This window comes from Vibrio sp. 11986-1-5 (genome assembly GCF_963878025.1).
Classification (GTDB): Bacteria; Pseudomonadota; Gammaproteobacteria; order Enterobacterales; family Vibrionaceae; genus Vibrio; species Vibrio injensis.
In genome coordinates this window covers 35,148-62,020 of sequence record NZ_CAWNVW010000006.1, presented here as the reverse complement: position 1 = coordinate 62,020, position 26,873 = coordinate 35,148, and the positions used below count along the sequence as shown (strand labels likewise).

The window sequence follows — 26,873 nt, the reverse complement described above, 5'->3', positions numbered from 1 at the left end:
AAATTTTGCTTGGCGACCATAGCGTTTTGGACCCACCTGATTCCATGCCGAACTCAGAAGTGAAACGAAACAGCGTCGATGGTAGTGTGGGGTCTCCCCATGTGAGAGTAGAACATCGCCAGGCTTTAATACTGGTTTTTAGACCTAAGGTCTGAAGACACAAACTCAATAAAGCAACCAATCAGACTTTATCGAGTAACAAGACAATGTGGAGCGGTAGTTCAGTTGGTTAGAATACCGGCCTGTCACGCCGGGGGTCGCGGGTTCGAGTCCCGTCCGCTCCGCCACTGATAAAGAATCCCTAGCAGCAATGCTGGGGATTTTTTGTATCAGCTGAACGGAGAAATAATCAGCAGAACTTGGCCCTATCTCTACTCATCAACCTTTTTGGAAGTCGCTGATCACCTGCCATAATGCTCTGACTAATGGATCATCGAGTTGCGATCGTTTACAGCATACTCCTAACTTAAAAGGTTTAATTGGTAATACTGAAAGCTTTTGCACCTTGTCTCTGAGCGGACTATTGTTGATCACCACATCCGGTGCTACGCCCACCCCACAGCCTAATGCAACTAAACTCACAATGGCTTCATGTCCGGCGATTTGTGCGTAGATCGTTGGTTTAATCTTCATGTGCTTAAACCAACTGTTGGCTCTTTCCCGTGCTGTCCCTGCTTCAGGAACAATAAAGGGGATTCGATTCCAATCAGGACACTCTTTTTGCAGTTCTTCTAAAAAATGACTCACTCCCGTAGGAGCGATCACTGACAATGGTATTTCGCTGATCGTCGCAAACTCAAGTCTTGAGGGAATATGCTCGGGGATAGCAGCAATGGCAATATCCGCTTCATCTTCAAGAATAATCTCAATCGCTTGAGCAGGATCGCCCGTGAGTAATTTAAACTCAATATAAGGGTGCTGGAGTCGAAAAGCATTGAGCAAATCCGGTAGATGGCTATAACTGGCCGTAACTGAGCAAAATAAGCGGATCTCTCCTTTTAATTCACTGTGTTGTTCATCTAGCTGCAACTGTAATTGTCGCCAATCGTGCAGCATACGTTGGGCAACCGGTAACAGTTTGTAGCCCGATGGTGTGATTTCAACACTTCTATTATCGCGTACAAACAAACTGTGACCAATCTCGTCCTCGAGCTTTTGAATTTGTCGACTCAGAGCTGAAGGGCTGACATGCAATGCCTTTGCGGTACTACTAAAGTTTTTATGCTCACACAGGTGTACAAATAGCTGCAGGGTTTTTATGTTCATCAATTCCGCCATTGTTGCATTTATTGCAATTACTGCTTGTGAATATATCACTTTAAGCAATAGTATTCATGCACTACTATGAAAGCTATTCGGTGTATGACCACCGAGCGTATGGATCATCATCAAGGAGCGCCCAATGGCTAACTATTTCAACACATTAAATTTACGTGAACAGCTCGATCAGTTGGGCCGTTGTCGTTTTATGGCAAAGGAAGAGTTTGCGACAGAAGCAGATTATCTGAAAGGCAAGAAAATAGTCATTGTAGGGTGTGGCGCTCAAGGTCTAAATCAAGGCCTCAACATGCGTGATTCTGGGCTTGATATTGCTTATGCTTTACGCCAAGCCGCGATTGATGAACAACGTCAATCTTATAAGAATGCACAGTCTAACGGCTTTCCAGTCGGTAGCTATGAAACACTGATCCCGCAGGCGGATTTGGTGATTAACCTAACTCCAGATAAGCAGCACACCAATGTCATCGAAAGTATCATGCCATTGATGAAGCAAGGAGCAGCTCTTGGCTATTCTCACGGTTTTAATATCGTTGAAGAAGGTATGCAGATCCGCAAAGACATCACTGTCGTTATGGTGGCTCCTAAGTGCCCTGGGACTGAAGTTCGTGAAGAGTATAAGCGTGGCTTTGGTGTTCCCACCTTAATTGCAGTCCACCCTGAAAATGACCCTCAAGGGGAAGGTTGGGAGATTGCTAAAGCGTGGGCAGCAGCAACCGGAGGTCATCGCGCCGGCTGTTTAGAGTCATCGTTTGTGGCTGAAGTAAAATCAGACTTAATGGGTGAGCAAACCATTCTTTGTGGCATGTTACAAGCTGGCTCCATCGTTTGTTATGAAAAGATGGTTGCGGATGGTATTGACCCGAGTTATGCCGGAAAGCTACTGCAATATGGTTGGGAAACCATCACCGAAGCACTTAAGTTTGGTGGTATCACCCATATGATGGATCGCCTATCAAACCCAGCGAAAATTAAAGCGTTTGAGTTATCTGAGCAACTCAAAGAGTTATTACGTCCTTTGTATAACAAACACATGGATGACATTATTGCTGGCCATTTTTCTCGCACCATGATGGCCGACTGGGCGAATGATGATGCCGAGCTATTGGGTTGGCGCGCTGAAACGGCACAAACGGCCTTTGAAAACTACCCTGAGTCAAACATTAAAATTACTGAACAAGAGTATTTTGATAATGGCATTGTGATGATCGCCATGGTTCGCGCTGGGGTGGAGTTAGCGTTTGAGGCAATGACCGCATCAGGCATTATCGATGAATCCGCCTACTACGAATCGCTACACGAGTTACCATTGATTGCCAATACTATTGCTCGTAAGCGTTTATATGAAATGAACGTAGTGATCTCAGATACCGCTGAGTATGGCAATTATTTATTTGCTAATGTCGCTACGCCATTATTACGTGAGCAATTTATGCCTTTAGTCAGTACCGATGTGATTGGTAAGGGGCTGGGTGCGGTTTCCAATCAAGTGGATAACGCAACCTTAATTGAAGTTAACAGCGCGATTCGTAACCATCCGGTTGAATATATCGGCGAGGAACTACGTGGCTATATGCAAGATATGAAGCGTATTGCGGTTGGTGATGAATAACCGCAAGCCACATTAAAGAGCAACACTGCAAACACAACAACATAAAAATATAATAAAGGGGCTAAGTGATACACGAAGCCCCACTTTTTTGTCCACGATGTTTAGGGTCTGTTTATCTCAAACAAAATTTAACCGCGAAAGATAAACAGACCCTAGGCTGTCTGTCTGATATTGCTTTGGCTGATGTTAACAACATAAATCTTTATCGGGGCGGAGTCGTTACTTACTTATCGTTAAGCTTGGCTTCCAACTGGCTGATTTTTTGTTCCATTTCATTTAGCTTTTGACGAGTGCGTAATAACACTTGCGTTTGCACATCAAATTCTTCTCGGCTAACCACATCGAGTTTATTTAATTGTCCTTGGATAACTTGGCGCACTTTCTGTTCTACATCAGAGCCTAGATCTTTGACGGGTTGAGGCATTGAATCGTGGATCTGTTTGGCAATTTGTTCTAGCTTTTTGGGATCAAACATTGGGTGGTCTCTCCTATTTTATTGTCGCTATTCTATGCAATTAATGCTGAAAAGTCGTTACTTAGCCTATAAAAAAGGCCACGTTTGTGGCCTTTATGATAACAGAGGAAGAAGCTTACGAGCGATTTTCGGCTAGTTGCCGTTGAGCGGCTTTTGCTTCATCAATCCGTGCGAGTTTCTCTAGATCTTTATCTTCAACGAAGATAGGAAGCGGTTTGTGTTTCTCCGCTAAGTAGCTATAAATTACCGGAAGTACAAATAGCGTAAACAGAGTACCAATCGAGAGACCCGCGACAATCACAATACCAATACTAAAGCGTTGTGCAGCTCCGGCACCGGTGGCATACATCAATGGTATCAAGCCTGCAATCATTGCTGCTGTGGTCATCAATATTGGACGTAGACGAACCTTGGCCGCGGCCATTACAGCATCAATACGACTCAGCTTATTATGCAATTGTTCTTCTTTAGCGACTTCACAAATCAAAATCCCATGTTTCGTAATCAAACCGACCAGAGTGATTAAGCCGACTTGCGAGTAGATATTCATGGTTGAAGCCCCCCAAGCCAGCGCGATCAGCGCGCCGCAGATGGCTAAAGGTACAGAAACCATGATCACTAATGGATCGCGAATCGATTCAAACTGGATCGCTAAGACCAAGAAGATGATCGCTAATGCTAAACCAAAAGTGACATACAGGGCACTGCCCTCAGTTACGTACTGTCTTGCTTCACCCATGTAGTCATGGCTGTAGCCTTTAGGCAACTGAGTTTCAGCAATGTTTTCAAACCAAGCGATGGCATCACCCATTGCCGTGCCTGGTGCAGGTACCGCACCAACGGTTGCTGAGTTCAACTGATTAAAGTGGGGCAGTGAACGAGGCTCGGCGACCACATCAATGGTGATTAAGCTACCCAACGGGATCATATTGCCATCGGCAGCACGGACAAAGTAGTTTTTCATTGATTCTGGGTTAAGGCGATATTTACGCTCGACTTGCGGAATGACCTCGTAAGAGCGGCCATCTAAGTCAATACGGTTAACATAGCCATCGGCCATCATGGTGCCTAACGTCATACCAATATCCTGCATGGTCACACCGTAAGCGCCCGCCTTGTCCTTGTCGATGTTGATTTTCATCGTCGCGGAATCGTAGTTCAGATCCAAATCCGAATAAATGAAGAGTGGGCTAGCTTTGACTTGCGCCAATACATCACTGGCAATGGTGAATAAGCTCTCAAATGCGTTAGGTGTAGTGATGACAAACTGAATCGGTAACCCAGAACCCGCGCCGGGTAACTCAGGCATTTGGAAGGCCGTTACCGCCATGCCGGGAATATCTTGCACTAAGTGGCCAACACGTTTTGTCACTTCAGCTTGGCTAGCTTGACGCTCACTCCAAGGGAACATTGAAGCAATACCAAACGCTTGGTTAGAGTTTGGCACCCCAGTAAATACTTGAGCAAATTGTACCTCTGGCTGAGCAGAGAGAATTTTATTTACTTCATGCATTGTGTTCGACAGGTAATCTAAGTTGGCGTTCGATTGTCCAGTACCGAGCAACATGATTACCCCTTTATCTTCCGATGGGGCCAGTTCACTAGGAATGAATTTAAATAAAACGGGTAGACTCGCAAACACGATGATCGCAAAGGCAATCACGACTGGGCGATGCAACATCACCGCTTGCAGCATGCGATCATAACGCTGTGTTAACTTATCGAGTAGATGATGCACGGTTTGTTCAAATTTGCTCGGTATTTCATTGGCTTTGAGCATCTTCGAGCACATCATCGGCGATAAGGTCAAGGCAATAATACCAGAGACAAATACCGCTCCAGCTAAGGTTAGCGCAAACTCTTTAAACAATGCACCCGTGATCCCGCCCATTAAAGCGATCGGAGCATACACCGCACCTAGTGTTAAAGTCATCGAAATAACCGGTACGGCGATTTCCCGGGTACCGATAATCGCCGCTCGAAATGGGGATTCACCTTCTTTAATATGTCGGTCAATGTTTTCCAGTACGACAATCGCATCATCAACGACCAGACCGATAGCCAGCACCATTGCGAGAAGCGTCATCAGGTTCCATGAGAATCCCATTGCTTGCATCGCCATTGCGACCCCAATCAGTGATAGCGGAATGGTAATAATGGGAATAATGACCGCTCGCAGCGATCCCAAGAACAGCGTGATCACCACCAGTACAATTAACGCCGCTTCAATGATGGTTTTGATAACCTCATGAATGGATTCATTAATTGCTACTGTAGAGTCATACATAACATTCATTTTTATCGTGCTTGGCATATTACGCTCAAGCTCAGGCAGAACATCAAGGACATCTTTGGCAATATTGATAGGATTGGCGCTTGGTGCTGCGTTGATCGCTGCGACAACTGCCTCTTGCCCATTAGCGCTGGCGCGGTAGGTATCATGACTCTTCGCTAAGCTAACTTTAGCAATATCAGATAGACGAATGATGTCGCTTGATTCGGTTTTTACCACAAGGTTTTTGAGCTCTTCAACACTCGAAACTTGAGTATCAGCACTGCCGTTAAACAGAACAAACTCACCAGTGATTTGACCAGTCGCTGATTGATAGTTATTCGCGCTCAATACGCCCATAACCTCTTTAGCCGTGAGGTTAAATGCCGCCATTTTCGCTGGGTCTAACCACACACGTAGGGCATATTTCATCCCGCCGTACAGATCGATACTGGAAATACCATTAATCGCGTACAGTTGAGGGTTTATCACTCGTTGTAAATAATCGGTGATCTGACTGGAATCGAGCTCATCGCTGGTAAAACCCAAATACAGCACAGCGGTAGTTGAGCCCGTTGACATACTGACCGATGGGTCTTCAGCTTCTTTAGGTAATTGAGAACGAACCGAATTAGTTTTGGCTAAAATGTCCGCCAATGCGGCATTCGGATCGGTATTGAGTTTCATGTAAACGGTGATTTTTGAGCTGCCTAACACCGATTGCGACGTCATATAGTCAATATTATCAGCTTGAGCGACGGCTTGCTCTAATGGCTGAGTGATAAAGCCTTGGATCAAATCAGCACTGGCACCGTAGTAACTGGTGGAAACGGTGATCACCGTATTGGTCATTTCAGGGTATTCGCTCACTTGCATTTTGAACATGGCTTGTAAACCAAGCAATGCAATCAAAAAGCTGATTGATACCGCTAAAACCGGACGTTTAATAAAAACATCAGTAAAGCGCATAATTCCTCCGGTTACAGCATCGGTGTTTTGGCTGGTGGCGTTGTCGCATCGCTTTCTACGATACGCACTTTCACGCCGTTACTTAAACGAACTTGCCCTGTCGTGACGACGACATCCCCAGGATTGATACCTTCGAGAATATGAGCGATATCACGGGCACGTTCTCCAACTTTAATCACTCGTTGTTCCACACGCTGCTCACCGTTATCTTCAGTTAGTACAAACACACTGTCGCCATAGAGCGTAAAGGTGATGGCGGTTTGAGGCAGAGTTACCTGATTCTCTAAGGTTGGTAAGATGATGTGCGAGCGAGCAAACATACCGCTGCGTAATTTACCATCGCTATTAGGGATATCAGCTTGAACTTGAATCAGACCACTTTGCACACTGACTGCTGGCTCAATTGCGGTGATCGAGCCTTTAAAAGCATCGTTAGGATAAGCATCGACAAAAATATCAATATTTTGTCCAATTGATATGCGAGAAATATCGGTTTGTGGCACGGTAAAACGTAAACGCATAACGGTGGTGTCTTCTAAACGGACAATATCGGTACCAGGTTGTAAATATTGACCGAGATTGACATTACGAATACCTACCACGCCAGCAAAAGGAGCTTTAATTTCACGGCGAGCGATAGCGGCTTTTAAGCTTTCAATATCGGCCGCGAGAGAGTAGTAACTGGCCTCTGCATCATCAAATGCTTCTTGAGAGATGGCTCCTCTACTGAACAGACCTTTATAACGCTCGTATTTTGCTTTTGCCGCTGGGAGTCGAGCCTGTGAGCTCTTCAAATTGGCTTGTTCGACGGCGGAGTCAAGCATTACCAGTGGTTGGTCTTCTTCTACTTGAGCACCTGATTCAAACAAGATGCGATCAATCACGCCACTGGTTTCCGTGGTCAATGTCACCCCTTGGTTGGGTTCAATAAACCCTATCGCTTCGATGACCGGTATCCAATCAACGGCATTGACTTGAGTGACCGTCACTGGGAATTCTGCTTCAGGTCGATTGGCCATAAATTCAGCGATTTTTTGCTGTTTAAACAGATTGAAACCTATCACGCTACCAAATAGCAGCACCACGATAAGTAACATAAATAATGTCCACTTTTTCATTCTGGTGAGAACTCCAAGTTAATGTTGAATGACGGTATCTCAATCGGTTTGATGACGACTTGAAATGTGCCACATTGTTGAAAGGTTCCCCTATCAAAATTGATGAGAGGGATCAGGGTTTTTGGGCTAAGTGTGTTGGATACACCTCATGCTCAGTAGCTAAATAAACCGGTAGCAACGTTTATAAAACGTAGGTGGTTGTACCGATGATTACCAGTAAAGAGAGAGTCCAATAGCTATTTTTTGCTCAATTCATTTTATTTGCAATCAGTTGTTATGACTTGTTGCTCATATTTTCTTCTTCCTGAACAACAAGCTTGCCATCATCTTGGCTAATTGAGAGAGCATTATAGCCTACAACCTAACCATGTTTGCAATACAGTTGTGCAGTAAATAATAAAAAATTTTACTTTGCGGCTGTTTTTTGAGTTCAACATAGTATTGAGTCATCAGCGGCATTATGATTAGCGTCTTGAATAATCCACACAGAGAAGAAGATGAAGCTGAACTCACGACAAGATGAAGCGGTAAAATATGTATCGGGTCCTTGTCTCGTCCTTGCCGGGGCAGGATCGGGAAAAACTCGCGTGATTACCAATAAAATTGCCTATTTAGTTCAGCAGTGTGGATATAAGGCGCGTAATATTGCCGCGGTGACTTTTACCAATAAAGCTGCCCGAGAAATGAAAGAACGCGTTGGTCAAACATTAGGTAAAGCGGAAGCTCGTGGCCTTATTGTGTCAACGTTTCATACCCTTGGCTTAACCATTATTCGTAGAGAATATAAAACGTTAGGGTTAAAACCGGGTTTCTCATTATTTGACGATCAAGATCAGTTGGCCTTATTGAAAGAGCTCACGGAATCTCAGTTAGAGGGCGATAAAGATTTGTTGCGCCAGTTATTGAGTAGCATCTCTAATTGGAAGAATGACATGATATCGCCATCGCAAGCTAAAGCGACTGCAAAGGGTGAGCAACAACAACTTTTTGCTTTTTGTTATGAGTGTTATCAAAAACAGATGCAAGCGTATAACGCGTTAGACTTCGATGATTTGATCTCACTACCCGTTCGACTCTTGCGTGATCATCAAGAGGTGAGAACGCGCTGGCAAAGCCGTATCCGATATTTACTCGTTGATGAATATCAAGACACCAATAACAGCCAATATCAATTGGTCAAATTACTGGTTGGTGAGCGTGGGCGCTTAACCGTCGTCGGTGATGATGATCAATCGATCTACTCTTGGCGAGGCGCTCGACCACAAAATTTGGTCCAGCTAGGTCAAGATTTTAGTCATTTAAAATTGATTAAATTAGAGCAGAACTATCGTTCAACCAGTCGAATTTTACGTGCCGCGAACATTTTGATTGCTAATAATCCCCATGTTTATGAAAAAGTATTGTTTTCCGACATTCCTGATGGGGAAAAACTCAAAGTTATTCTGGCCAATAATGAAGATCATGAAGCAGAACGAGTGACCGCTGAACTGATTGCCCATAAATTTCTTAACCGCACCGAATACCGTGATTACGCGATTTTATATCGTGGCAACCATCAATCGCGCTTGATTGAAAAGTCATTAATGCAGAACCGAGTGCCTTATAAATTATCTGGGGGAACGTCGTTTTTTGCCCGAGCAGAAATTAAAGACATCATGGCTTATTTACGAGTATTGGTGAATCCGGATGACGATAATGCCTTTTTACGGATTGTGAATACCCCGAAGCGAGAAATAGGGCCAGCGACCTTAGAGAAATTAGGCAGTTACGCGAACATGCGAGGAAAGAGCCTATTTGCAGCGAGTTTTGAATTAGGGTTGGAACAACATTTATCGGGGCGTGGCCTGGATAATGTACGACGTTTTACGCAGTGGTTAGTTGAAATTACCGATAATGCGGAACGTGGCAATACTGTCGAAGCCTTACGCTCGCTGGTACGCGATATTCACTACGAAGATTGGTTGTATGAAACGTCATCGAGCGCCAAAGCAGCAGAAATGCGTATGAAAAACGTTTCTGAACTTTATGCTTGGATTGTCGCCGATTTAGAAGGTGATAATTATGATCAAGAAGAGAAAACCCTAAGAGAAGTGGTTCAACGCTTAACTTTGCGTGACATGATGGAGCGTGGTGAGCAAGATGATGACAGTGATGCTGTACAGTTAATGACGCTGCATGCCTCGAAAGGATTGGAGTTTCCTTACGTTTATCTGATAGGCGCTGAAGAAGGTATTTTGCCCCATCAAACCAGTATTGATGAAGAGAATGTCGAAGAGGAGCGTCGTTTGATGTACGTTGGCATTACACGAGCACAGCGAGAATTAACTTTTACTGTTTGTAAAGAACGCCGCCAGTTTGGTGAACTGATTAAACCAACGCAAAGTCGATTTTTGGACGAGTTACCCTACGATGATGTTGAATGGGAAACGCAGAAAAAAGTACTTTCTCAAGAAGAGCGAATGAATAAAGGCCAAGCACATATCGCTAATTTAAAAGCCATGTTTAATAAAAAATAGTCAATATTGACGGATTTTTTTGATGCTACGGCGTGTTTTTATCGTGGATGAGGCGCCTTAGTATTAGGTATTCGTCATGAAACTGGCTTTTATCAGTCTGTTTTGTTGAAAAAGACGCCAAACAAGAAAAAAAGTTGAAAAAGTACTAGACGCCCTCAGGGGATATCCGTATTATTCCACTCCGCCGATAGGGCATGCGCCCGTAGCTCAGCTGGATAGAGCGTTGGCCTCCGGAGCCAAAGGTCGAAGGTTCGAATCCTTTCGGGCGCGCCATCCGGTTGGTTGATCAGGGTGTGTATTGGCAACATCAGTGGTGACTATAGCTCAGTTGGTAGAGCCCCGGATTGTGATTCCGGTTGTCGCGAGTTCGAGCCTCGTTAGTCACCCCATTATTTTGGTAGCAATGGCTTCCGTTCTTGATTTTTCGAGATAAAAAGATTATATCGGTGAGCAGCGCAACTTGGTGGCGCATCTCGAATTTGGGAACAGCGGACCAGAGGGCGACCCTCGATAGTTGTTCTTAAAGTCAAAAATTGTTTCGGTGAATAGCGCAGCTTGGTAGCGCATCTGGTTTGGGACCAGAGGGTCGGGGGTTCGAATCCCTCTTCACCGACCATTTTTCAATAAGTTGGTCAATAAGCTGACTTAAATCGTTAAAATACAGCTAACGATAAAAAAATTGATGGTGACTATAGCTCAGTTGGTAGAGCCCCGGATTGTGATTCCGGTTGTCGCGAGTTCGAGCCTCGTTAGTCACCCCATTATAAAGCGAATAAAATCTCGGTGAATAGCGCAGTTTGATAGCGCATCCCGGTTTTAGGAATGGCGGAGCAGAGGGGGACCCTCGGTAGTTGTTCTTAAAGTAAAAAAATTGTTTCGGTGAATAGCGCAGCTTGGTAGCGCATCTGGTTTGGGACCAGAGGGTCGGGGGTTCGAATCCCTCTTCACCGACCATCATAAAAAGCCCTAGTCGAAAGACTGGGGCTTTTTTCATGCGCTAAATTTAAAATGACATAGTGCTCTTGCTAGGAGCGGGGTTCGCCTGATATTCAAGCCCATCTCTTCACCGACCATGATAAGAAGCGCTAGTTGAGAGACTAGGGCTTTTCTTTATAAAGAATTCTTCTGCAAATCTGTGTTGTCCTGCGCTTTTCAATCGTTTATCGGTAAATTTATCTTTTCGAGTTTGCTTGTTGCTTTTATGTGAAAATTTTGCCAAATTGTTCAACTTGTAAATAACCAGAACAGTGGACTGGTCAAAAGGATTGATGGGTACTGACTGAATAATCAGCCATTTTATGGTCTGAATCAGTCAGTCTCAGACACGGATAATTACGCCATAGCGGTTGAGGTCTGGTTTGCATGTCACTTTTAGAAGTTAATAACTTACGAATAGAATATCCCTCACGTCATGGGGTTCATGTTGCGGTAAAATCACTCACATTGGATATTCAGCGCGGTGAAATTGTCGGTGTGGTGGGAGAATCTGGCGCTGGAAAATCGACTGTTGGTAATGCAATTATCGATTTATTGAGTCCACCAGGGACTGTTGCTGGCGGCGAAGTGTTTTTAAATGGCGAGAAAATTTCTGGTCTATCGATAGAACAAATGCGCCAAGTGCGAGGTTCAAAAATCGGTTTTATTTTTCAAGATCCGATGACCTCTTTAAATCCATTATTCACCGTTGAGCAACAGTTGACGGAAACCATTCATGCCAATATGAAAGTGAGTAATGAACAGGCTTACCAGCGTGCCTTAGCGTTGATGAACCAAGTGGGTATTCCCCAACCTGAAAATCGTCTTAAGCAATATCCTCACCAATTTTCCGGTGGTATGCGTCAAAGAGTGGTGATCGCTATCGCCTTGGCCGGAGAGCCTGATCTGATCATTGCTGATGAACCAACCACTGCGCTAGACGTGTCTATTCAAGATCAGATCTTGAGTTTGATTCGTGATTTGTGTAAGAAAAATAATGTTGGCTGTATGCTGGTGACCCATGATATGGGCGTCGTTTCCAATGTGACTGATCGCGTTGCTGTGATGTATCGGGGCGATTTAGTCGAATTTGGACCAACAGCGAAAGTGCTTGGCGACCCAGATCATCCTTACACACGTAGCTTGATTTCAGCTGTCCCACGTTCGGATATCAAATTAGATCGATTTCCCCTGGTCAGCTACATCGAACAAGCCAGTGAGCTAGCTCCACTGGATATCAAAACTCATTGGTTAGGACAAAGCCAAGATCAGCGCGCCTATACGGGTCCACTTTTGAATGTTGAGCGGGTTAACTTGCGCTTTGTGACTAAGGACTCCCTATTTGCCAGTCGCCGTGAGTATGTTCAAGCCTCGAATAACGTCAGTTTTCAAGTTCATGAGGGGGAAACCTTTGGGCTGGTCGGTGAATCGGGATCGGGTAAATCCACTATTGCGCGAGTCATTGCTGGCTTGTATCAGCCGAATGAAGGTAGAGTCACTTTTGAAGGCATTGATCTTACAGCGTTAAAATCAGAGAAGCAGCGCCGCCCCATTCGTCGTCAGATGCAAATGGTATTTCAAAATCCATACACGTCAATGAATCCTCGTATGAAGGTGATGGACATCATCGCGGAACCGATACGTTTCCACCGTTTAACGGATAATGAATCGCAAACGCGGCAAATCGTACACGATCTTTTAGAGTATGTCGGCTTAGGGCGAATGGCTGGGGTTAAGTATCCTCATGAGTTTTCCGGTGGTCAGCGTCAACGAATTTCGATTGCTCGAGCTCTCGCGACTCGCCCTCGTTTATTGATTTGTGATGAACCGACTTCTGCTTTGGATGTTTCTGTACAAGCACAAATCTTGAATTTATTAAAAGACTTACAACAAGAGCTCAACTTAACCATGTTATTCATCAGTCATGATTTGCCGGTGATTCGCCAAATGTGTGACCGAGTCGGGGTGATGAAGATGGGGACCTTATTAGAAGTGGCTCCGACAGAACAATTATTCTCTCATCCACAACATGAATACAGTCAGCAATTAATTTCGTTAATGCCAGAGTTCACCGGACTAAGAGAGCAGAAAGTCTCTGCCTAATGTGCGGTGGCGTTAACCGTTAATCATCGATTATCGACGTAACATCTCATAATCAAAACAACCCATAGGGATATTGATTCCCGCATAAGGAGTTATGCAATGAAAATCATTAAAAGCAAGCTAGCCCTAGCCTTAATTGCTGCTGGACTGAGTTTTTCGCTCAACGCAGCACAAATAAAAATCGCTTACGATTCAGACCCGGTATCGATGGATCCTCATGAGCAGCTCTCTGGCGGTACACTTCAGTTATCGCACATGGTGTTTGACCCGCTGATTCGTTTTACTCAAGACATGCAATTTGAAGCCCGTTTAGCGAAATCTTGGCAGCGTTTGGATGATGAAACCATGCGCTTTCATTTGCGCGAAGGCGTCAAGTTTCACTCTGGTAATCCTTTCACGGCTGATGATGTGATATGGACGTTCAATCGCTTGAAAGAGTCGGCCGATTTTAAAGGTATTTTTGAGCCGCTAGCTTCGATCAGTAAAGTGGATGATTATACGGTGGATATTAAAACCCATGGTGTTTATCCCCTGATCGAAAACGTTGCGACCTATATTTTCCCGATGGACAGCCAGTTCTACTCTGGCAAGACCGCTGATGGCAAAGATAAAGCGGAAATTGTCAAACACGGATCTTCCTTTGCTTCTTTAAATGCTTCGGGCACAGGCCCTTTCATTATTACTCATCGTGAGCAGGGTATTCGTATGGAGTTTGCTCGCTTTACGGATTACTGGGATACAGCCAGCAAGGGTAATGTTGAGAAACTGACTCTCGTGCCGATCAAAGAAGATGCAACCCGTGTGGCGGCATTATTATCCGGTGGCGTCGATATGATTGCACCTGTCTCGCCTAATGATTACCAACGCATTCGTAATGCGCGTGATGTTGAGCTGTACACCATGCCGGGTACACGCGTGATCACCTTTCAATTAAACCAAAATAGTCATGAAGCCCTACGTGATGTACGTGTTCGTCAAGCGATTGTCTATGCGATTAATAATCAAGGGATTGTTGATCGTGTTATGCGCGGCGCGGCGACGGCCGCTGGTCAGCAAAGCCCAGTCGGTTATGCCGGTTATAACGAGAATCTCAAACCGCGCTTTGATCTTGAAAAAGCCAGACAATTGATGAAAGACGCTGGTTATGAACAAGGCTTTAATTTGTCGATGATTTCGCCGAATAACCGCTATGTTAATGACGATAAAATTGCTCAAGCCGCTTCTGCAATGCTTGCTCGTATCAATATTAAAGTTGATTTGAAAACCATGCCTAAAGCGCAATATTGGCCAGAATTTGATAAATGTGCAGCGGATATGTTGCTGATTGGCTGGCACCCAGATACAGAAGATTCCGCTAACTTTACTGAGTTTTTAACCATGACGCGTAATGAGCAAACGGGTAAAGGGCAATACAACTGTGGTCACTACTCTAATCCAGAAGTGGATGCTTTGGTCAATGCGTCTAACGTTGAGACCGATTTAGCCAAACGCAGCGAGATGTTGAAAAAGGTAGAAGAGATCTTATACAACGAAGCGGCATTCGTACCATTGCATTGGCAAGATCCTTCTTGGGCGGCGAAGAAAAACCTAGAGTTAGCGCCGATCATCAATGGTATGGACTTCCCTTACTTTGGCGATTTGGTGGTTAACAAGTAGCGTTTAGATAACCTTTCTGAAATGTTTGAAGTTGAGGAAAGGTTGCCCTCTCAGACGGCAACCTTTTTTCTTCTTTAAAGCGGTCGTTTTATTGTGGTTGATGTGGTCATCAACCCGACAAGAGTTATGGATAGTGTAAGGGGCAGGGAATGTTTTCTTTTTTGATCAAACGTCTATATCAGGCACTGATCGTCATGTTTGTGATTAGCTTGGTGGCGTTTGCCATTCAAGATAATTTAGGCGATCCGTTGCGTGAACTGGTTGGGCAATCGGTGTCAGAAGCACAGCGTCAAGCGATGCGTGATGAGTTGGGGCTTAATGACCCATTTTTAGTCAAATATAGTCGTTTCTTGGGCGCGGCAATCAAAGGTGATTTAGGGACCTCCTACTTTTTTAAACGTCCAGCGGCTGAGGTGATTTTAGATAAACTGGTTGCGACACTTGAGCTAGTTTTTGCCGCGACCGTGATTATTATTACTTTATCCATTCCATTAGGCGTCTATTCGGCTATTCATCCTAAACGGCTGTTTTCGAAACTGATTATGGCTGGCAGCAGTATCGGTATTTCGATCCCCGTCTTTTTGACCGCCATTATGTTGATGTATGTGTTTTCCATTGAACTGGGCTGGTTGCCTTCTTATGGCCGCGGGCAAACCACCAATGTTTTCGGCTGGCAGTCGGGATTATTTAACCTCAATGGGTTAAGCCATTTAGTGTTACCAAGTATCGCCTTGTCTTCGATAATGCTACCTCTCTTCATTCGTTTAGTCCGAGCAGAGATGTTAGAAGTTTTAAACTCTGAATACATTAAGTTCGCTAAAGCCAAAGGCTTAGCGATGAATAAAATCTATTTTCAACATGCTTTAAAAAACACCCTATTACCGGTGTTGACGGTAGGCGGTGTACAAATTGGTACCATGGTGGCGTATACCATTTTGACCGAAACGGTCTTTCAGTGGCCGGGGACTGGATTGCTCTTTTTGGAAGCGATTAATCGTGTTGATACACCGCTGATCACGGCTTACGTAATTTTTGTCGGGTTAATTTTTGTCGTGACCAATACGATCGTTGACTTACTGTATGGATTAATTAATCCGACGGTGAATCTCACCGGAAAAGGAGCCTAATCATGACGGCAATAACAACCATGCCCTCCGCTTGGCAGCGCTTTAAACAATCGGATTTTTTGTATTATTTTTTACGCGATAAAGTAGCGATGGTCAGCTTTGCGCTATTTAGTGTTTTTTTACTGTTAGCCTTGTTAGCGCCTGTGATAGCGCCGACGAACCCTTATGATCTCGCCAGTATCGACATTATGGATTCTGAGCTGCCTCCTATGTGGATTGAGGGCGGTGATGGGCAATTTGTATTGGGTACCGATGGGCAAGGACGAGATATTCTCTCAACCATTTTGTATGGCTCGCGCTTATCGCTGACGATAGGCTTTCTCGCCGTTGGGTTACAGCTTATCTTGGGGATCATTATTGGCCTTTCTGCGGGCTATTTTGGTGGGCGTATCGACAGTTTTTTAATGCGTTTTGCCGACATTCAACTCTCTTTTTCGACCATGATGGTGGCAATCATCGTTTCGGCGATTTTTAAAGCCAGTTTTGGCGGCGAATTTTATAGCCAATATGCGGTGATCATGCTGGTGGTGATCATCGGTATTGCGGAGTGGCCTCAGTATGCTCGAACCATTCGCGCATCCGTGTTAGCTGAAAAGCAAAAAGAGTACGTTGAAGCGGCACGCGTGATGGGGTTCAAGTCGCTACGGATTATGTTTCGACATATTTTGCCTAACTGTTTATCACCAATCTTAGTCATTTCAACAGTTCAAATTGCCAATGCGATCATGTCTGAAGCAGCGTTGTCGTTTCTTGGTCTAGGATTACCCGTTGATCAACCGTCTTTAGGAGCGTTAATTAGTACCGGATTTAAGTATATTTTCTCTGGCGCGTGGTGGATAACCGTATTCCCCGGCATTATTTTGATCAGCCTAGTGTTGGTGATTAACTTGTTGGGCGATTGGCTGCGTGATGTCTTCAATCCTAAAATTTACAAAGGTTGAGGCCTAGCTGATTGATTTTATATCGATATGCCACTTACACTGAGAGTCGTCATTGAGGACGACTCTCTTTCTCAGGACATCGATGTTGGCGTGATTTTCGCAGTGGTTTTGAGGCCATGAGTTCGCAGCGAATCAAATCACTGTTGTCACTAGAGTCGGGATAACGATAGATATGGGAATCAGCACAATCAACACGGCACCGCGAGGGCTCGTTTACCTACTATTGGGCGGAGCTTTATTCTTTAACGGCCGATTATTTGCTCAAGAGGCACTTTGCGAAGCAACGCAAGCCTCTAGCGAACAGTTACCGGTTCTGGCCAGTGATTGCCCGATCGGTGATGGGTTATGGGGCAATAGTCAGCCACGTTCAAGTCAATCTCAGTTCTGGATCCAATGTGGTTTACTTGATAAGCCCTTATCCCTTGAGCAAGCGAAACCTATCTATCAGCGTATTTCAACCCATGTATGGATGAAACCCGAAGGGCGCGCCACACGCTGTTTGATTGGCCCTTATGATAATTTTACCCAAGCTCGCAGTGAGTTGATGCTGGTTAATAACCTTGCCGCTTATCGTGAATCGTTTATTCGAGAAATTCGCCCATCAACACCTCCTCCCTCAACGGTGACCACTCCAACCACGGTCAGTCCGGCAAAACAGGCAGAACGAAAAGTGGCGGAAAGCGGTGTGGCGGCAATTCAACCGCTGCGTTCTGCTCGGCCAGTAAGTGCTTCTGAAGATGTTGAGATCCGTCATCAAGCGACAATTAATGGCACGACTTACGTCGTTCCTTATAGCTTTGCGACAAATAAGTCGTTTTATATGGAGCACAACCAGCCATGGAATCGACTCAGTTATGACGAGGCAAGAACGCTCTGTCAGCAACAAACGATGCGTTTAGTAAATCAGCAAGAGTGGCAGCAGCTATTAGCCAGTCAGATTGCCGAGCGAGATCAGTGGCCATTGTACATTCCCTATTGGGGAGAAGGCCGTAAAGGGTTATTTGCCAGCGGTAAAGTGACTCAACTGCAAGGTAATTCGAAGCTGAATGTATTGTGTGTGAAGTCTGCACAATAAAGCCGTAGAGAGTGATTTAAGATGATTATTGAAGAATTCATCGATATTTCACTAACACTATCCATTCAGCAATAATCGTAATCACTGTCTATACTTTGCTCATTGGTAGCCGCTCTGTTATGGGGCATATGCTGTTACTAACTGGAGGAGTTAGCATGAGTAAAGGTATTAAGTTATTAATTATCAGCTGGTTAAGTTTGTTTTTTTCTGCACCATTGTGGGCTAATGTGACGTGGCAAGGCCATTGTCGAGACCGAATCCCCTATCTTTATTTTGAAAATGGTCAGTGCAAAGGGCCGGGTGGGGATGTGATCACTCAAGTCATTGGTAAATTAGGCCATCAAGTTCAGTGGACGCAAGTGCCTTGGGCGAGAACCATTGGCGTTGCGCCACAAGGCGGTGTTGACTTAATCCCCTTACACTCGATGGATGAGGAGCGCGAGGTCTATTTACATCCACTACTCATGGGTTATGGTCAAAGAGAGGTCTTTTATTTTACCCGGAAAAACTCTGATATCGATGCTAAAGATTTTGATGAAATCGTCAGTAAAGGGTATGTCGTTGGCGCATTAAATGGCAGTTTTTATAGTTCACAATTCAATCAAAATACCGATCAGCTACGGACCATTTTCGTCACTAGTGGCGATCAAATTATTAATATGCTTAAGGCGGGACGATTTGATTTGGCAATCACTTCGGAGCAGCATGGACTTGAAGTGTTTGAAAGTGATCCCGAACTGAGAAAAATCAGTTATACGGATGTTTCGCTCAATGGACGCTTTTTCAGCGTACCTAGACGCTCAGCAAATTATCAATACATTAATCAATTAGAGGCTGCATTGACTGAAATGCGCCGTTCTGGGGAAATCACCCGGATATTTGAGTCTTACGGTTTAGAAGCGCCGATTCAACAAGAGTGATTACGTTAAGACAAGTGCATAAAAAACTGCGAGCCAAAACGTGAGCTCGCAGTTTTATTAGGATGAGAGGCTACCTCATAGTAGCATGATACTCTTTATTTTCGACTCTGGAGATATTCTGGAAAGTCACGCTTATCAAGGCTTAGTAAGCATTTTCCAGATAAGTGAAAAAATTAAAAAAATTTTAAGATATTTGAGTCTGGAAAAGTTTGTTTTCCAGACTCTATTACTAAAATCTATTGATGATCTATTAAGATATCTGCACCGATAGTGAGTATTGTGTCCCCTTTCTTTGTTACACGTATGAGATTGTCTTTTTCTAGGGCTTTTAGGACCTTCTTCATTGCCCAACCTCCTTTTGACGAAGGGACATTTAGCCCAATCTTTTCTGGCTCAATAAAACTATTTAGCCCATCTATTGAGCATAAAGACATAAATCTAGAGTGAGCTTTATGTTCTAAAAAGACTTTTTTCCTATCGATATCTATCCATTCAATTAAAGTAAGAATGTCTTCATAGTGTTTTAGTAATAGGCTGCAACTTGCTAGTTTTCCGTACACTGGTCGTTGGTAGTCAGTTGTTCCTGTTTGAGGGCAGTCATAATGAAATTTCCAAATAGCCTCATGATGGGAAAGCCTATTTCTAAGTTCTCTAATTTTAGTGAATTTGCCTTCTATGTCCTGCCTTGTTGAGCCCTGAGGAGCGTTTGGAAAAACGATTGGTATTAGGTTTGGCCATAGAAGAGAGTTAGATCTTGTATCTTCATATTTATCCGACAAAAGATTGGTCCAAAAGCCGAAATCTAGCCCAGAAATTACCCTACTAGCATTAACAACTTTTCCTGCCGCTGTAATGCGCCGTTTTGCATTTCGAATTTGGTCTTCTTCCCATATTCTTTTTTGAATAACTCTGTGACCATAATTATCAAGTAGAAAATTGTTTGCATCTACTTGTTGATGTGGGCTGGGATTCGTAACTCTTTTATATCTCTGGTTGTTCCTCAGAGAACTACGCCCTTTATATTCTGGTAGAGAAAAAATCCAGTTTCTATCTGTGCTATAGAGTCCATTAGCACCACTTGGGGGGGTGTTTTGTATCGCTTGATCAATCGCATTTCTCAGTGTGATTTCTAAACACTGAAGAGCGGGGAGTAGCGCGCCGCTGAGAGCTTTGTTCCAGTGATATGCGGCTAGGGCTTGTGAAGAGGTAACCTTGAGATGATGTTCATAGATATCTAGTCTGTCGCTAGATATTAAGTTGCTCATTATTTATCCCTTAAATATTTAAAACTGGTTGACTACTGAAAATAGTACGCCTAATATTGACTACATCAAGGCGGAGTCGCCTCTTCTTAGAGGTCTCTAGCGAAAAAGTAGTACGGAAAAGCCACCTTCGGGTGGCTTTTCTCGTTCTTGTGCCGATGAGAAGGTAGTCGGCGAATCATTCATTGTCTTCATTCTTTAGCTTCTCTATCACCACTAGTGGTTTCTTTTTGTTTGCTGGTGACAATTGTTCAGTACCTGTCACTAGTTGAGCATCAAGACTGTACCTGCAAAAACTCAATTAACTCGGTGTTCAAAAATGTTGGTGTGGATCACTTTTCTTTCCAGCGAATAACGAGAGATTTTCTACTCTGTTACTACCCCTAACTGGTTAAAATTTAACAGTGACATCTACCTTGCAAGAGAGGGCCATGTTGGTTGTGATACAAGTTTAATATTTGCTCGGAAGTTATTGAACTGCCCCCCTCCTGATATGTTTCTGATTTTCATTTTTTCACAAAAAACTAGCGTAATTCTTTATTTTTTTTCATTAATCTGGTATAAGTTTCATTTATGTTGGTTTTTTTTCAAGTTTGCATCGATTTCAATGTCGAGCAAATGGTGACTCAGATGCTGTTCATACCAGAAATTTTGAAAATTATAGAGGGAGGAATTAAAAGCAATCCCTCTCAAGTTGTTGCATATGCAGAGCTACTCGCTGATAAGATGGAAAAAGAGGGTATGGGAAGACCTGCTGAGAATATTAGGAAGAAACTTTTTTCTAAGCCAGGAGCTGGTTTTGGTTCGACGTCGGTAACGAGTTCACAAGGTACTGTTTTACCAGTGGATAGAGATAGCCGTTTGACTTTAGGTGATGAAACCAATCCATGTGTAACTGATATTTCTGTTCAGCTACCACAGAGCGTAGAAGAATTAGTCAGGGAATTTTTATCATTTATTGATAAGGCTCATTTGTTGGCAGATGCTGGAGTTGGAATTACTCCATCAATGCTGATATATGGTCCTCCAGGTTGCGGTAAGACACAGTTAGCTAAGTATATAGCCGCACGTTTGGATTTGCCCTTGATAACAGCACGAGGTGATACTCTTATATCATCTTTTTTGGGGTCTACTGCTAAGAATTTGAGAAGCTTGTTTGATCATGCAGCGCAAAGACCTTGTGTATTATTCTTAGATGAATTTGATGCATTTGCAAAAGCACGAGATGACCAGCATGAGCTTGGTGAATTGAAGAGAGTTGTTGTAAGCCTCTTGCAGAACATTGATGCTTTACCTGAGGGTACAATACTACTAGCAGCGACTAACCATGAAGATTTGCTAGATCCAGCAGTATGGAGGAGATTTGCTTATAGAGTAAAAATTCCTCTTCCTGATAGTGATACCCGAGAAAAGTTAATTAAAGACTTTTTAGGTAATTATGGCCCGACGAACGTTAAGACTATTGTTGAAATAACAGATGGGATGAGTGGTGCTTTGATTGAGCAGGCTTGTAAATCAGAAATTCGGAATGCAATTATAAATGGTTTTGAACATGTGGATATTGATTCCCTGGTATTAAAACTAGTTGGCGAAATGTATCAAGATATCATTCGTTCTGAATTAAGTGTGGAAGAAAAAGCGATACAGTTAAGAGAAAAAAATAGAAAAGTTTTTACTGTTAATCGCTTGTCGGCACTGTTGGGAATTTCTATAGGTAAAGTTTCAAAAATCACATCGACAAAAGGCTAGAACTCATGAATAAGAAAGACAATCCGATTCAAGTTGTTTCGATACGTGAAACTGATCATCGTCCTCCAGGCTTGGTTAATACTAAAGACAAAGTATTTGGAGATGGAGCAAGCAGAGAAAGGCGCTTGCAACTAGTAAATGAGGTTAAAGATGTATCGGACTATTTTAGGTTGTCTTTTAATTTGTGGCCTAAATTGCCAGTTGTTGCAAAAGTTACATTAAAAGAAGAAGCATTGGCAAAGTCTCATAGACCAACGGCTTTGTTTTCAAAAAGAACATGTCCAATTATTGGAACTATGGATTATGGTGAACTGTTAGTTAGTGCAACTCAATCTGGTCTTAATGAGCTGCAAAAACGCATTAAAAATAATACAGCAAAGAAGCAAACCGCAAATATTTCAGCAATAGAGAAAATCGAACCCTATGTAGCAGCCGAATATATCTCTCGAATTTCTGGATATGATAATAAGAAAGTTAAGTTAAAACTCTTTGATCATAAAGATCATGAGAAAAATGCGTCATTGGAGCAGGCTTTTTCTGAATATCTTCATAAGAATCAACTTCATGTTAAAAAAGTTAGTTATGGAAAACAGGAAGTATTAACCATTGATTTTCATAAAGGTATAGAGAAAAAACTGGCAGAGTTTGTTGGATTAAGATCTGCAGCTCCAATGCCTGATTTTTTTCCTTTAGATATGGATGTTCAAGTCACACCGGTGACTAATGCTAGTGCAGAACAATGCCCGCCACCTTTGGCTGGTGAGGAATATCCTGTTGTAGGAGTTATTGATTCGGGAGTCTGTCCAAGATGCACATTATTGGCCCCTTGGGTAATTGCTAGAGAATCCTATGTTCCTTCTGGGTTGGAAGATTACGGTCATGGCACGATGGTGGCAGGTCTGATAGCAAATAGCCACTACTTGAATCATCGTGATCCCGCATTCCCAACATCTCAAGCAAAAATTGTTGATGTTAATGTTTTTCCTAAAAACTCAAATGTTTCAGAGGAAGAACTAGTCGCAATTATTGAAGAGGTTGTTACTAAATATCCAATGGTTAAAGTCTGGAATCTATCTCTAGGGGCTTCTTGTCCAGTTAGCTACAGTGAATTCTCTGATTTTGCCCGATTTTTAGATGAAATGCATGATGATCATGGTTGTTTATTTGTTGTTGCTTCGGGTAACCAAAATGATATGTCGTTGTGGCCGACAACGTTAAAGGATCCTATTTTAAATAGAGTATCTTCTCCAGGGGACTCAATTAGAGCTCTTACTGTTGGGAGTATTGCACATAAGGACACTCCGGCAACGTTAGTTAAGGCTGGTGAACCTTCTCCTTTCTCACGTATTGGCCCTGGGCCTTGCTATATTCCAAAACCAGAAGTTACTCACTATGGTGGGAATAATGCAGCAAATGGAGGTTTTGCTCAGACAGGTGTTTTGTCAATGGGTCCAAATAATATGATCTATGAGTCGATAGGTACAAGTTTCTCCACTCCAATTGTTAGTGGTCAGGCCGCTTCATTACTTCATTATTTAAAGGGTTATAGTGCAGATGGTATTCCGCCAGAACGAATCAAAGCTTTGGTCATACATTCTGCTTTGTTAAATAGCCCCAAAGTTAACTCCGCATCGATCAATGGAAATGGATTTGGAAAGCCCGCAGATATAGTGGATATACTGTATTGTGATCCCCATTGCATAACTCTTTTCTTTGAGACTGATTTAAAATATGGTGGCTTTGAGTTTGAAAGATACCCTTTTCCTATTCCTGATTGTTTAATAACTGATGACGGTAAGTTTAAAGGAGAGATTGCTATGACCTTAGTGTATTCTCCTATCACAGATAAAGATTATGCTTCAGAGTATTGCCGGACCAATGTTGATGCTGGCATGGGCAGTTATGATAAGGATGAAGAAGGTAAAAGAAAATTTAATTCACGGGTGCCGCCAGCTCCTAAGGATATGAGTAAGTTATATGAAAAGTCACGAATAGAGCATGGCTTTAAGTGGTCCCCTGTGAAAGCGTATCATCACATATTTCCTCAAGGTGTTAGTATTGACACATGGCGATTGAAATTAAAAGTTGAGCGACGGGCTGAAGAGGAAAAACCTGATATTCCTCAACGAGTATCATTAATTGTCAGTTTGAGATCCTTAGATCCGACTCAGCCTGTGTACAACCAAGCTATTCGGAAGATGATTCAGTCTGGTTGGGTTACTCATGATATAGATATTAACTTGAGAGTAAGGTCATAAGTCGTACTAATTTAGCCTCAGAGCTGCGTTCTGGAATCTGAGGCTAAATTATTCTTTTGGAAGCTTTAACCGAGTTGTATCGGACTCCAATTCCGTTATTTGATATTGATATTGCTCAATCATCAAAGCCAATTGATTGTGCTGGCTAGCCATACTAGCAAGTTGATCTTTCATTTCTTCTACTTGATCACGGTACTTTTCTTTCAGTTTTATTTCCTTATTTAATCGCTCTCTTAAGCTGGAAATCTTATCCTCATACGCGTTTTTGGCTTTGAGTTTTGGTGAATTAAGAACAACTGAGTCTTTTATTTTTTGCACTATATCTTTGTAGTAATAGGCAGAGCCATCACCTAATCCAGCTTCTTCTTCGACAGCCTTAACGGATATCTTCCTGGAAGGATCAACACGGTGAGTTTTTCCCGATAAGATTCTTTCTAGTGCTTGCTCTAGTTCAACCTGCGTAATTTGGGATTTGCTCATATTTTCCGTTGCCTATCTCAAATCTTGTGAATGGAATCTGGAATTTGTGGAGAACTTTTTCAGCGGCTCTGATTTGGGTAATAAAATGTGAATACATGGAAGCGGTTAACGAACCGATTGCTTCCATATCAAGAACTTGTTTGCATACCCATTGATAGCGTTTGCTCCAGTTTTCAGCTTTTTCTTTATCTATGAGTTGATTTTCACAGCTCATACAGTTGGCTGGAGAACTAACCTTATGCATCTGGCATTCGTAGCCAGCCATACAGTAAGAGTGTAGCGTGCCTACAAGAGTTAATCGACCAGCTTTTACATGCTCATTAATCGCATCCCATGATTTATATTTTTTGTGAAGAGATATTCGGTTTTTATTGATTGAGCCGGCCATGTGTCCCATTAGTTGACCAGAATCCCAGCCTTTATACCACTCGTGAATTTTTTGAGTCGTTGATTCTTGGATGACATCATTAATAAAAGACTGAAGCTCCGTGTCGATCTGTAGTGCTTTTATTTTACTTGCAAGTCCTCCTTCTCCATACCATTCGGTTGTAGGCAGATCTAAGTGTTTGAATTGTTGTTTAATTGCGATGTCATGACACAAGTTGTGTCTTTTGGAAAATACGGCGAATGTTCTACGTAATTGATGCGTTGTTAAAGGCCATACACAACCTTCAGTAATTCTTTCATCAGCGTGATTTGGTTCTCTATTTGGATTAATCATTTCAAATTCAATTAAGTCTTGCTCTGTAATGATTGCACCGGCATCTTTACATAACCTGTTGAAATGAGTACGCATGTTTCCGTCTTGACGTATAATAGGCTTTTGAGCTTTTCTACCTTGACCTAGCCACAGGCAACTTGAGTCGTGATTACTCATAGGGTCATCGTCTTCAAGTAATTGAATTCTCATATAGCGGGATATTGCTTCCGCAAGTTCAATCGCTTTTCGTGTAAGAGGAGTTGTTACCCACTCAGCACTCTTTCCTATCCCTTGACTGAATTTATGTTGTTCAGATTGAAGGACGCTATATGTTCGTCCATACACTTCTTTTTCTTTATAGCTATTCGAATGGAGGCAGAATAACTCTGAACGGCGCATCCCTGTCAGAGCACCACAGACAATATAGCAAGCTGTCTGCAATTCAATTACTTTACCTTGAACTTTTACTGCATGCTTTGGCAACAAATTTCCTAATTCAGAGTTCCCTAAGTGTGCTTCAAATATGCTTTGATAGCTAAATGGTTGATGTTTGTTAACCTCGACTCGATAATCTGAAGACGCTTCATCAAGCCAGTGCCAAGTGCCTGTTTTTATTTTATCATCAACTCTTCTTTTACCTTCTTCATAGTTTTGTCTCATGTCGTGCAAAAGTTCATATATTTCTTCTTTGTACGGGTGGTACTTTTCTATTAATCCAAAACAATGACCATAAATCTTCTCCATTAAACGGGTTGGTATTGCATAAAATTGATTCTTACTTTCGAGCCTATTTTTCCCTGTGATCTCTCTAGAAAAAGCCGTTTGTGTATAGCCTTCTGGGATTATAATATTTATAGGTAGGTATCTGGCGACTTTTGCAGCATGCATTAGAGCATTAAATAACCCTTCAACTTGAGCTACGCTGTAATTTAGTTTTCGTATATATATACAAAATTGACTAAAAACCAAATTTGAGCTTAAGCATTCTATGGAGGAGTAACCTTCACTATCTAGAAATTTATATACGATACATAGCTTAGAATATCGGGCGATTAGTGTGGATGGTTTTATCACTGCCCCTTTTCTGTGGTGACCGGCAATATATAACCATGAAAAACAAATTAATTTCATTTCTCTAGCTAAATGGTCATCAATAATCTTCGAGAATACGATACTTTTTTTATAGGTGATTCTCGCATCAAGGTACGCTTGAAAGTTCCATTCTTCATCACCCATATAGCTTCTAGGAGAGCCGTCGTAATTTTTAGTTACAACAACACCTTCCAACTCTCTATATTTTTTATCAGCAAAAAGCTGAATTATCCTTCTGTATTCAGAAATGTTTTCTTGCAAAATATTCTTGGGTAACTCAAAAAGAGGTGTCATA

At 42.8% G+C, this 26,873-nt stretch carries 17 protein-coding genes, 6 tRNA genes and 1 rRNA gene; 17 read left to right on the top strand and 7 right to left on the bottom strand.

Annotated elements, in window-relative coordinates; genetic code table 11:
* Nucleotides 1-8 precede the first annotated feature (8 nt).
* Both rrf and AACS00_RS02460 read left to right on the top strand, forming a co-directional pair.
* A 5S ribosomal RNA gene (rrf, locus tag AACS00_RS02465) occupies nt 9-124 on the top strand.
* A gap of 86 nt (nt 125-210) precedes the next feature.
* Nucleotides 211-287: transfer RNA gene (locus AACS00_RS02460), tRNA-Asp, on the top strand.
* 91 nt (nt 288-378) lie between these two features.
* On the opposite strand, the gene ilvY is transcribed toward AACS00_RS02460, so the two are convergent.
* On the bottom strand, nt 379-1,266 hold the full coding sequence (gene ilvY / locus AACS00_RS02455; protein WP_072670363.1) for an HTH-type transcriptional activator IlvY: 888 nt from the start codon (nt 1,264-1,266) through the stop codon (nt 379-381).
* Between the two features lie 136 nt (nt 1,267-1,402).
* Here ilvY and ilvC point away from each other — a divergent pair, with 136 nt between their 5' ends.
* A complete protein-coding gene (gene ilvC / locus AACS00_RS02450) occupies nt 1,403-2,890 on the top strand; it encodes a ketol-acid reductoisomerase (RefSeq protein ID WP_110168381.1) in 1,488 nt (495 codons plus the stop codon).
* Between the two features lie 223 nt (nt 2,891-3,113).
* Here the strand turns inward: ilvC and ubiK are convergent, their stop codons facing one another.
* The 3 genes from ubiK to AACS00_RS02435 all read right to left on the bottom strand — a co-directional run bounded on the left by ubiK (nt 3,114) and on the right by AACS00_RS02435 (nt 7,724).
* On the bottom strand, nt 3,114-3,365 hold the full coding sequence (ubiK, locus tag AACS00_RS02445; RefSeq protein WP_072670361.1) for a ubiquinone biosynthesis accessory factor UbiK: 252 nt from the start codon (nt 3,363-3,365) through the stop codon (nt 3,114-3,116).
* A 115-nt stretch (nt 3,366-3,480) separates the two neighbouring features.
* Nucleotides 3,481-6,606 (bottom strand): multidrug efflux RND transporter permease subunit, encoded by a 3,126-nt coding sequence (locus tag AACS00_RS02440; protein ID WP_110168380.1) that lies wholly within the window; start codon nt 6,604-6,606, stop codon nt 3,481-3,483.
* A gap of 11 nt (nt 6,607-6,617) precedes the next feature.
* Nucleotides 6,618-7,724, bottom strand: coding sequence for an efflux RND transporter periplasmic adaptor subunit (locus AACS00_RS02435; RefSeq protein WP_110168379.1), 1,107 nt, complete (start codon nt 7,722-7,724; stop codon nt 6,618-6,620).
* A gap of 497 nt (nt 7,725-8,221) precedes the next feature.
* On the opposite strand from AACS00_RS02435, the gene rep reads away from it, so the two are divergent.
* From rep to AACS00_RS02375, 12 genes are all read left to right on the top strand, one after another.
* Nucleotides 8,222-10,240 (top strand): DNA helicase Rep, encoded by a 2,019-nt coding sequence (gene rep, locus AACS00_RS02430; RefSeq protein ID WP_110168378.1) that lies wholly within the window; start codon nt 8,222-8,224, stop codon nt 10,238-10,240.
* A gap of 196 nt (nt 10,241-10,436) precedes the next feature.
* Nucleotides 10,437-10,513: transfer RNA gene (locus AACS00_RS02425), tRNA-Arg, on the top strand.
* 40 nt (nt 10,514-10,553) lie between these two features.
* Nucleotides 10,554-10,629, top strand: a tRNA-His gene (locus tag AACS00_RS02420).
* A 150-nt stretch (nt 10,630-10,779) separates the two neighbouring features.
* Nucleotides 10,780-10,856, top strand: a tRNA-Pro gene (locus tag AACS00_RS02415).
* 69 nt (nt 10,857-10,925) lie between these two features.
* Nucleotides 10,926-11,001: transfer RNA gene (locus AACS00_RS02410), tRNA-His, on the top strand.
* A gap of 116 nt (nt 11,002-11,117) precedes the next feature.
* A tRNA-Pro gene (locus AACS00_RS02405) sits at nt 11,118-11,194 on the top strand.
* Nucleotides 11,195-11,602: 408 nt separating this feature from the next.
* Nucleotides 11,603-13,318 carry a dipeptide ABC transporter ATP-binding protein gene (locus tag AACS00_RS02400; protein ID WP_110168377.1) on the top strand — a complete coding sequence of 572 codons (1,716 nt, stop codon included), beginning with the start codon at nt 11,603-11,605 and terminating at the stop codon, nt 13,316-13,318.
* Nucleotides 13,319-13,417: 99 nt separating this feature from the next.
* Nucleotides 13,418-14,974, top strand: a complete 1,557-nt coding sequence (locus AACS00_RS02395) for an ABC transporter substrate-binding protein (RefSeq protein ID WP_110168376.1) — start codon at nt 13,418-13,420, stop codon at nt 14,972-14,974.
* A gap of 149 nt (nt 14,975-15,123) precedes the next feature.
* Entirely contained in the window at nt 15,124-16,101 is a 978-nt protein-coding gene (locus AACS00_RS02390) for an ABC transporter permease (RefSeq protein WP_072670355.1), read from the top strand.
* Between the two features lie 2 nt (nt 16,102-16,103).
* Nucleotides 16,104-17,042, top strand: coding sequence for an ABC transporter permease (locus tag AACS00_RS02385; RefSeq protein WP_072670354.1), 939 nt, complete (start codon nt 16,104-16,106; stop codon nt 17,040-17,042).
* A 172-nt stretch (nt 17,043-17,214) separates the two neighbouring features.
* Complete coding sequence (locus AACS00_RS02380) at nt 17,215-18,117, top strand: SPOR domain-containing protein (protein WP_110168375.1); 903 nt, start codon at nt 17,215-17,217, stop codon at nt 18,115-18,117.
* A 155-nt stretch (nt 18,118-18,272) separates the two neighbouring features.
* Complete coding sequence (locus AACS00_RS02375) at nt 18,273-19,037, top strand: substrate-binding periplasmic protein (protein WP_072670352.1); 765 nt, start codon at nt 18,273-18,275, stop codon at nt 19,035-19,037.
* Nucleotides 19,038-19,273: 236 nt separating this feature from the next.
* On the opposite strand, the gene AACS00_RS02370 is transcribed toward AACS00_RS02375, so the two are convergent.
* Nucleotides 19,274-20,302 carry an Abi family protein gene (locus AACS00_RS02370; RefSeq protein ID WP_110168374.1) on the bottom strand — a complete coding sequence of 343 codons (1,029 nt, stop codon included), beginning with the start codon at nt 20,300-20,302 and terminating at the stop codon, nt 19,274-19,276.
* 627 nt (nt 20,303-20,929) lie between these two features.
* Between AACS00_RS02370 and AACS00_RS02365 the strand changes: the two genes are divergently transcribed.
* Together AACS00_RS02365 and iteS are read left to right on the top strand one after the other, a co-directional pair.
* Nucleotides 20,930-22,048 (top strand): AAA family ATPase, encoded by a 1,119-nt coding sequence (locus AACS00_RS02365; protein ID WP_110168384.1) that lies wholly within the window; start codon nt 20,930-20,932, stop codon nt 22,046-22,048.
* A gap of 5 nt (nt 22,049-22,053) precedes the next feature.
* A complete protein-coding gene (gene iteS / locus AACS00_RS02360; RefSeq protein ID WP_110168373.1) occupies nt 22,054-24,306 on the top strand; it encodes a S8 family anti-phage peptidase IteS in 2,253 nt (750 codons plus the stop codon).
* A 48-nt stretch (nt 24,307-24,354) separates the two neighbouring features.
* Here iteS and AACS00_RS02355 read toward each other — a convergent pair whose 3' ends face one another.
* Both AACS00_RS02355 and AACS00_RS02350 read right to left on the bottom strand, forming a co-directional pair.
* Nucleotides 24,355-24,786 (bottom strand): hypothetical protein, encoded by a 432-nt coding sequence (locus AACS00_RS02355; protein WP_110168372.1) that lies wholly within the window; start codon nt 24,784-24,786, stop codon nt 24,355-24,357.
* Complete coding sequence (locus AACS00_RS02350; protein WP_110168371.1) at nt 24,758-26,872, bottom strand: integrase; 2,115 nt, start codon at nt 26,870-26,872, stop codon at nt 24,758-24,760. Before AACS00_RS02350 ends, AACS00_RS02355 begins: the two co-directional genes overlap by 29 nt.
* Nucleotide 26,873: the final 1 nt, after the last annotated feature.